General features: G+C 62.5%; 11 protein-coding genes and 1 pseudogene. 7 read left to right on the top strand and 5 right to left on the bottom strand.

The window, feature by feature from the left end; all coding sequences use genetic code 11:
- Window positions 1-352: 352 nt before the first annotated feature.
- From H7225_RS03690 to H7225_RS03675, 4 genes are all read left to right on the top strand, one after another.
- Window positions 353-898 (top strand): DUF4256 domain-containing protein, encoded by a 546-nt coding sequence (locus tag H7225_RS03690; protein ID WP_290659435.1) that lies wholly within the window; start codon window positions 353-355, stop codon window positions 896-898.
- Window positions 899-909: 11 nt separating this feature from the next.
- Window positions 910-1,863 (top strand): MBL fold metallo-hydrolase, encoded by a 954-nt coding sequence (locus tag H7225_RS03685; protein ID WP_290659434.1) that lies wholly within the window; start codon window positions 910-912, stop codon window positions 1,861-1,863.
- Between the two features lie 82 nt (window positions 1,864-1,945).
- Entirely contained in the window at window positions 1,946-2,170 is a 225-nt protein-coding gene (locus H7225_RS03680; protein ID WP_290659433.1) for a type II toxin-antitoxin system ParD family antitoxin, read from the top strand.
- Window positions 2,167-2,409: a type II toxin-antitoxin system Phd/YefM family antitoxin gene (locus H7225_RS03675; protein ID WP_290659432.1), complete on the top strand. Its 243-nt coding sequence runs from the start codon at window positions 2,167-2,169 to the stop codon at window positions 2,407-2,409. Before H7225_RS03680 ends, H7225_RS03675 begins: the two co-directional genes overlap by 4 nt.
- 130 nt (window positions 2,410-2,539) lie before the next feature.
- On the opposite strand, the pseudogene H7225_RS03670 reads toward H7225_RS03675, so the two are convergent.
- The 3 genes and pseudogenes from H7225_RS03670 to H7225_RS03660 form a co-directional block, all read right to left on the bottom strand.
- Window positions 2,540-2,995 (bottom strand): annotated as a pseudogene (locus H7225_RS03670) (YbaK/EbsC family protein); the annotation flags it as partial.
- Window positions 2,996-3,104: 109 nt separating this feature from the next.
- The gene (locus H7225_RS03665) at window positions 3,105-3,335 is read right to left on the bottom strand and encodes an addiction module protein (RefSeq protein ID WP_290659431.1); all 231 of its coding nucleotides are present in this window, start codon (window positions 3,333-3,335) and stop codon (window positions 3,105-3,107) included.
- Window positions 3,336-3,339: 4 nt separating this feature from the next.
- Window positions 3,340-3,801, bottom strand: coding sequence for a PACE efflux transporter (locus tag H7225_RS03660; protein WP_290659430.1), 462 nt, complete (start codon window positions 3,799-3,801; stop codon window positions 3,340-3,342).
- Window positions 3,802-3,881: 80 nt separating this feature from the next.
- On the opposite strand from H7225_RS03660, the gene H7225_RS03655 reads away from it, so the two are divergent.
- Window positions 3,882-4,526, top strand: coding sequence for a LysR family transcriptional regulator (locus H7225_RS03655; RefSeq protein ID WP_290659429.1), 645 nt, complete (start codon window positions 3,882-3,884; stop codon window positions 4,524-4,526).
- Between the two features lie 234 nt (window positions 4,527-4,760).
- On the opposite strand, the gene H7225_RS03650 is transcribed toward H7225_RS03655, so the two are convergent.
- Window positions 4,761-5,141: a YbaN family protein gene (locus tag H7225_RS03650; protein ID WP_290659428.1), complete on the bottom strand. Its 381-nt coding sequence runs from the start codon at window positions 5,139-5,141 to the stop codon at window positions 4,761-4,763.
- A 64-nt stretch (window positions 5,142-5,205) separates the two neighbouring features.
- Between H7225_RS03650 and H7225_RS03645 the strand changes: the two genes are divergently transcribed.
- Entirely contained in the window at window positions 5,206-5,796 is a 591-nt protein-coding gene (locus tag H7225_RS03645) for a PadR family transcriptional regulator (RefSeq protein WP_290659427.1), read from the top strand.
- Here H7225_RS03645 and H7225_RS03640 read toward each other — a convergent pair.
- On the bottom strand, window positions 5,731-6,984 hold the full coding sequence (locus H7225_RS03640; RefSeq protein ID WP_290659426.1) for an MFS transporter: 1,254 nt from the start codon (window positions 6,982-6,984) through the stop codon (window positions 5,731-5,733). The genes H7225_RS03645 and H7225_RS03640 overlap by 66 nt on opposite strands.
- A 109-nt stretch (window positions 6,985-7,093) precedes the next feature.
- Here H7225_RS03640 and H7225_RS03635 point away from each other — a divergent pair.
- A partial coding sequence (locus H7225_RS03635) for a 1-acylglycerol-3-phosphate O-acyltransferase (protein WP_290659425.1) occupies window positions 7,094-7,752 on the top strand: 659 nt, incomplete at its 3' end.

Genomic DNA, 7,752 nt, shown 5'->3' with positions numbered 1-7,752 from the left:
CGCGCCGGGTCACTCGTTTCTTGAGTCCGTACTCGCTGCTGGCAAAGCTCAGTTGTTGCTTCATCTGCGCCCTCTTGGCTCTGGATCTGTTGCCTATTTATGCAGCACAAATCGTGCCGGAATTAATCAGTGACTCCCTAGCTGTCGTTCAACTTTGAAGCCACGTGCTGCCGTTTAACTTCGGCGCTATAAATCATCAAACAAAGCTTGCCCAACTTTAGTGGACACACCAACCTAACGGAGAATATGCCGTTGCCACGTTAATGCTTGGCGACCGCTTGACCTAAGCAGCGACGCTGTGTGTGATGGCTATTTCCGCAGCCTGCTAAAGCGTGAGTCCATTTTGTAAACCATGAAACCTCAAGAACGCAAACAACTTCTTCAAACCCTCAAAACCCGCTTCGACAAAAACATGCCCCGGCATGTCGGCATAGATTGGACTGACGTGGCCGCCAAGCTTGAAGCCAACCCCGCCGCCCTCGAATCGCTGCAAGCCATGGAATCCACAGGCGGAGAACCCGACGTCATCGGCCACGACACCAAGTCCGGCCACTTCACCTTCTGCGACTGCGCCCCAGAAAGCCCCACCGGCCGCAGAAGCACCTGCTACGACGGCGAAGCCCGAGCCGCCCGAAAAGAGAACAAGCCCGACCACAGCGCCGTCGAAATGGCCGCCGCCATGGGCATCGACCTGCTGACCGAAGCGCAATACCGCGCCCTGCAAAAGCTGGGCGACTTCGACTTGAAGACCTCCAGCTGGATCAAAACGCCACCCGAGGTCAGGGCCCTCGGCGGCGCCCTGTTCTGTGACCGGCGCTATGGCCAAGTCTTCGTTTATCACAATGGCGTGCAGTCGTACTACGCCGCCAGAGGCTTCCGGGGCTTGCTCCGGGTCTGAGGCGCAACACCATGACCACCCAGTGGCAAGCCTTTGGATGCGCCCCGATCTTCTCCAGCATGGCGTCGTTGGCCGCCGCAGCGCAGGCCATCAACACCCGCGCAGGCGCGGCGCCTCTGCCGGTGCGCCTGCCTGAAGTGCGATCGCCCGAGGGCATGTCGATCAGCGCCATCCCCACCGGGTTCATTGAATCGCGCGCGGCCATGGCCTTCAGCGGTGGGCGCTTTGACGATGTGCGGCGGTTTGCCCTGAATGCCGTCCTCGTGAGGCACCCGGCGGGCGACCTGCTGTTCGACGCGGGCATTGGCCGGCAGTGGGCAACCCATCGTTTGGCCTTGCCTTGGGTGATGCGCAAGACCACCAAGGTCTTTGCAGGCCGGCCAGCCGCTGAACAGCTCTTGGCGAATGGCTATCAGCTGGACCAGCTGTCAGGCATCGTCCTGACCCACGCCCACTGGGACCACATCAGCGGGGTCCAGGATTTTCCGGGTGCGGCGGTGTGGATTTCTGAAGCAGAGGCGCAGTTCATCGAGGGCGGGCATCGCTCCACCAAGGTGGCTCGCGGCATTGGCCCCTTGAACCTGCGGCCCTTTGGGTTTCAAGATCGGCCTTACCTGGGCTTCTCACAATCGTGGGACGTCTGGTCGGATGGCTCGGTGGTGTTGGTGCCTGCGCCTGGTCACACCCCAGGCTCGATCATCGTGTTCATCACCTTGGCCAGCGGACGCCGATTTGCCCTGATCGGTGACATCGTCTGGCAGATGGAGGGGCTGGAGCAGGAGTTTGAGAAGCCTTGGCTCAGCCGGATGATGGCCGATCACAGCCCCCGTGATGTGCAGCAACTCATCACTGCGCTGGCGCATTTGCAGCAAACGCATCCGAGCATCACGATGATCCCGTCGCATGACGAGCGGTCCATGGGGGCTTTGCCCGCGTGGCCTGCCGCCATGGATAACGGGCGTTGATCTGGCGGCGCCCTGTGGCACTTGGCATCGCTATAAATCCTTGATAGCCTGAGTTTTGGATTCAAACGCAGGAGGCAAGGTCATGCCATCAAGCTACGTCATCGGGGATCACTTCGAGTCCTTCATCAAATCGCAGATTCAGCAAGGGCGCTATGCCAGCGCCAGTGAAGTCATACGTTCGCTGCGGGCAGAAATTCAAAAAGGCGCTGACAGCGGAGAAGGCATTGCCGCCAATACCGTTTTTGCTGGCGTCCGCGAGCGCATCGCACAAGCAGGCGCTGCCTCATCAGATGGAAGGTTGGGATGAAAATATTCGCCGCCAGTGAAGCCCGCGCCAACCTCCATCGCCTGATAGATCAAGTGGCGAAATCACATCAGCCCATCACCATTGCTGGCAAGCGCCATGACGTGGTGCTTCTGGCAGCAGAGGACTGGCAGGCCATTCAGGAAACGCTCTGCCTGCTCTCGGTGCCCGGCATGCGCGAGTCCATCAAAGAAGGCATGGCCGGACCCGTGGACAGCTGCGCCAGGTTGCTTGATTGGTGAGTTGGGCTGGTGGCCGTTACAGCGGCTCGGCCTTGCGCCGCTTTGTTTCTCTAAGAACAGGCGCGATCAAGTCGAAACGCGCTTGGTCAGACAGCAACAGCTGCTTCAAGGAAGGGGCCTCTTCAGGCAGTTGCGCCACATCCACCCATTCCGCCTTGGTCAACAGGGCCAGGTGTTCAGGCGAAATCCGCACCGCCGCATTGACGGCCCCCGCCGCCGGCAGCACCACCTCAAACCGCCGCAACGACACATCCGCGAACACCCGCAGCGTATGCGGCAAGCCAAACGGACACACCCCACCCACCGGATGGCTGGTCCAATGCACCACCTCTTCGGCATTCAGCATCTTGCCCTTGCTGCCAAAGTGTTCCTTGAAGCGCCGGTTGTCCAGGCGGCAATCACCGCCCATCACCAGCAGGATCACCTCGTCCTTCAGCCACAGCGACAGCGTCTTGGCGATCTGCGCGGGCGCCACGCCATGCACCCGGGCTGCGTCAAGCACGGTGGCGGTGGGCTCTGGCGTCTGCAGGATGGTGATGTCGGGCGCGTGTTGATCGAGGAAGGCTTGGACGGATTGCAGGCTCATACGGGCATTGTGGCGCTGTCTGGCAATGTCGAGAGTGGAAGCCCAACTGGTGCGCTCAAGGAGCACTTGGCGCCACTGCTCACGGCGGGAGAAACAACCAAGCGAACCATTACAACGAATTGAACCAGTTCCTGAATTCTTCAACAGGAACCGCTTTGGTACGCCCGTCCGTGATGTCCTCATTGCGCCGCCTGGCTTCGGACACCCATGATTCAGTCACGGCTTGATCGGTGGCACCATCGCTCTGCAAGCTGTGAAGCAAGGAGAGCGCCACAAGCGAACGCTCCTCTGGCGCAAGGGCCAGAGCTTCCAAAAGCAGGTGGTCTACACGGGCATCCATCTGGTCAGTCTAGCAAGAGCTCTTTGGCCTCCGCCGTTGGCGCAGGCATCGCCGACGCAGGCAACCCAAACACATGGTCAAACCCCAGATTGAACAAAAAGGTGTAGACCATGAAGAACACCATCAGCCCCAGGTCGTACACAAACGCATCCCACAGGCTCAGCCCCAGCAGCACGGCGAACACCGGCACCAGCAGCACCACCAGCCCCAGCTCAAAGCCCAAGGCGTGCGCCACGCGGCGCATGAACCCACGGCCCTTTTTGGCCTGCCGAGCCTCCCAATACTCGAACCCCGAGGTGTAAGCCAAGTTCCACAGCAGGGCAATGGCAGACGAGACCACCGCCGCCACACCGGCGTACACGAACGAATCGCGCGTGGAGATGAGCGCCAGCAGCGTGCTGCTCATGCAGATGGCGATGAGCTCGAAAAGGGTGACGTAAACCAGCTTGCGCTTGAGTCCTTGCATGTCAAAGTGCCTGTGACCGGATCGGTGCCGACGGTGGTGAGGCCTCGAATGTATATCTATGTTTCTGAAGATAAAAGAAGTTGGAGGCCGAGCTGGACCTGGTCTTGTTTGACCGCACGGGCCGCGAGCCCACGGCCACTGAGGCGGCCAAGGCGCTGGAGCCCGCCGCGCGGCAACTGGCCCACCAACTGCGCATGCTGCAGGGCCACGCCTTGTCATTGCACCGGGGGCTGGAGCGGCGCCTGAGCATGGCCATCGCGCCCGAGTTGCTGACCGCTGCTTGGCAGGCCCCGCTGGCGGTGCTGGCGCAAGAGTTCCCCGCGCTGGAGGTCGAGATCCTGACCGCGCCGCCTTTGCTGGCCACACTGGGGCCCGCCAACAAGCGCCTGCGCCCGGCCGATCTGCTTGATCTGCGCCAGGTGGTGGTGGTGGGCCGCGACGAGGAGCAGGTGGACCCGCGCCTGCTGCTGTCCCGCCAGGTCTGGCGCACTGACAACCCGCAGACGGCGCTGAGCCTGGTGCAGTCGGGCCTGGGCTGGGCCTACCTGCCGCGCTCGCTCACCACGCCGCACATGGGGCCGAGCACGCTGGTGGACATCGTCTTTGCCAACATGTCGAACGAGGTGCGGCTGTGGGCCGATGTGGTGTGGATCAAGGAGCGCCCATTGGGGCTGGGGGCGCAGCGCTACATTGAGTTGATGCGCCAGGCCCATCCACGGCCTTGAGGGTCTGCGCCACCCGGCGCGGACATTGCATGCCTGGCCTAGGTTTCTTCGTCCGTGCCACGCACCGGTGCGAAATCCATTCGGGAGAATGACATGACAGCCGAGTTGACCGGGTTGATCTTCGAAAGTTTTGACTTCATGGTGCCCGCGCCCGACTTTGCACTCTGACGCGGGCTAAGAGGCGGTGATGGCCGACATCCAGGGCTGGATTGATCAGCGTTTGCCGGCGAAGCCTTAAGGGCCGGTGGGCGGTGAGGGCCGCGTGCACAACCACAGGCTCACGACCAAAAAAGTGCCATACACGCCCCAACGCAGCCAATCTGGGATGGGCAGAAACCACAGCATGATGGCGCTGCACGACATCATGAAACAGGCCAGCCATTTGGCCTTGCGTGGCACGGCGCCATGTTCACGCCAATGACGGATGGGGTGGCCGAAGGTGGGGTGGTTCAGCAAGTGCGCTTCAAGCGCTGGCCAGCCTTTGCCGGCTGCCCAGGCCGCCGCGAGCACGAAAGGCACCGTGGGCATCACCGGCAGCAGCGCGCCAATCAAGCCCAGCGCCAGGAACAGCACCGCCAACGCGCGCCATAACCACCGGCGAGTATCAGTGAGCAAAGAGGTCTCCAAAATCGAGGTGCATGGGCCAAAGTCTACCTCTGTGGCGTCTTAGACTAAGCCCATGTCCCTGTCCCACGCCTTGATGACCTCCCTGATCGAAAAATCCTCGTCCGGTTACGACCTGGCCCGGCGCTTCGACAAGTCGATCGGATTTTTCTGGCACGCCACCCACCAGCAGATCTACCGTGAGCTGGCCCGCATGGAAAAGGCCGGCTGGATCGCCTCAGAAGCGGCGCCCGATGGGGGCAAGACCCGCAAGCGCATCTACCGTGTGCTGAGCGATGGCCAGCAAGAGTTGCAGCGTTGGGCGCGTGAGCCCGCCCCGCCGATGGACATGCGCGACGAGTTGATGGTGCGCCTGCGCGCCGATGCCGTGGTGGGGCCCTTGGGGTTGGATACCGAGCTGGAGCGCCGGCTGGCCTTGCACCAGGCCAAGCTGCAGGCCTATCGGGCCATCGAGCAGCGAGACTTTGGGGCGGACAAGCAGCCCCTGTCCCGCGAGGCGCAGATCCAGCACATGATCCTGAAGACCGGGATCATGTACGAGGAAAGCTGGATCAGCTGGTCGCGCGAGGCGATCGCGGTGTTACGCCAAAGCGGGCCGGCTGGTGACCGCGCCACGCGCCATGCGCAGGCCGACCAAGCTGGCTGAGGCAATGCCCAGCACCAGCACGAACGACGCACCGTAGAAGATGCCACTGGGGTGCCCGTGGTCCAGCATGGCGCCGAAGATGGGCGCGGCCACGGCAAAGCCCAAATCCAGCCCTGAATAAACCGTGCCATAGACACGGCCCGTGGCCCCAGGGGGCGATGCGCGCTTGATGAGCATGTCGCGTGAGGGGCCGGCCAGGCCGGTGCCAAAACCGGCCAAGGCCGCTGCGCCCGCTGCGAGGTAGGGCGGTAGCCAGCCGGTGGCGGTTAAAAGCAGCAGCAGGGCGGCCAAGGTCATGGCGGCGGCGATGGTGCGCTCCAGCCGCGCCACCTTGGCGACCAGGAAGCCGCCCAGCACCATGCCCACCGCGCCGCACAGCATGTAGCCGGTGACCACAAAGGCGGTGATCGACACCGGCAGGCCGTACATGCGGCCCAGCGCCGGGCTGGCGAAGCTTTGGATGGCACTGAGCGCGGCCGTGGTCCAGAAGAAGAACGAGAAGCACAGCCAGACCGAAGGCAGCTTCAAAAAGGCCATGGGGTGTTCGCTGGCGGCATGCTGCGTTGAGGTAGCCTTGTGTTCATGGCCCCAGCTGCCTTGGTGGTCGTCGATGGCATCGCGGTTGAGCAGCAACAGCGCCAGCACGCCCAGGCCGATCAAGGCCGTGGCCAGGTAGGCGGTGCGCCAATCGCCCGCCCAGGTGCTGATGCCGATCAAAAACACAGGCGCCAAGGCCCAGCCCAGGTTGCCGGAAATGCCGTGGATGGAGAAGGCATGGCCCAAGCGAGGCGCTGACACGCGCTTGTTGAGGATGGTGAAGTCGGCAGGATGAAAGGGTGCGTTGCCCAGGCCGGCCAGGGCCGAGGCCAGCATCAAGCCGTGGTAACTGTGTGCCGAGGCTGCGGCCAGCGAGGCCGCCACGAAGCAAGCCAAGGCCGCCAACAGCACGGGGCGCGCCCCCACGCGGTCCACCAGAAAACCGGCCAGCGCTTGGCCCACGCCGGAGATGACAAAAAACAAGGTGACCAGCAAGCCCAGCTCGGAGTAGGTCAGGCCGAAGTCGCGGATGAACAGTGGGAACAAGGGCGGCAACAGCATGTGGTGGAAATGCGAGGTGCCATGGGCCAGGCCGATGAGGCCGATGGTCCGGAAATCCTGGGTGGGGCTGGGGGTGATCGCGCTGCTCATGCGCCGATTTTACGGGCGGGGGATAACTGGTGCCCGCGCGGGGCCGCGTACACTTCGCGCCAGTGACTTGATGGGCGACCTGATGCTTTATTCCGTGCGGATGCTTTTGATGTTTGTGCACTTTTTGGTGTCGGGCGTTCTGGGCATGCTGATCGGCGTTTGTAGGCCATTCAACCCTGACAACAGCCGCTTGTGCGCGCGCATCTACTCGGTGCCGGCCTTGCGCATCCTGGGCCTGAGGTTGGACATGGATGCCCAGGGTTTGATGCAGCACCAACGCTCGTGCGTGATCGTGGCCAACCACCAGTCCAACTACGACCTGTTCGTGTTGGGCAGCCTGGTGCCAGAGCGCACCGTGACCATCGGCAAAAAAAGCCTGAAATGGGTGCCGCTGTTTGGCCAGCTCTACTGGCTGGCGGGCAATGTGATGATTGACCGAAGCAATGCGGATCAGGCCAAGCGCGCCATGATCACCACGACCGACACATTGCAGCACAAGGACACCTCGATCTGGGTATTTGCCGAGGGCACGCGCAACCTTGGCAAGGGCTTGCTGCCTTTCAAGAAGGGCGCCTTCCAGATGGCCATCAACGCAGGCGTGCCGATCATCCCCTTGTGCGCCAGCAACTACAAAAACCACATGCACCTGAACCGCTGGCACAGCGGCACGGTGAAGGTGCGCTCGCTGCCACCCATCCCAACCGCCGGGCTGAGCCTGGACGACATGCCCGCACTGATCGAGCGGTGTCGCACCCAAATGCAAGAATG

The sequence above is a fragment of the Aquabacterium sp. genome (genome assembly GCF_014378415.1).
Taxonomy (GTDB): domain Bacteria; phylum Pseudomonadota; class Gammaproteobacteria; order Burkholderiales; family Burkholderiaceae_C; genus Aquabacterium.
The sequence above is the reverse complement of the archived record's forward strand: the minus strand, read 5'-3'. Positions and strand labels throughout refer to the sequence as shown.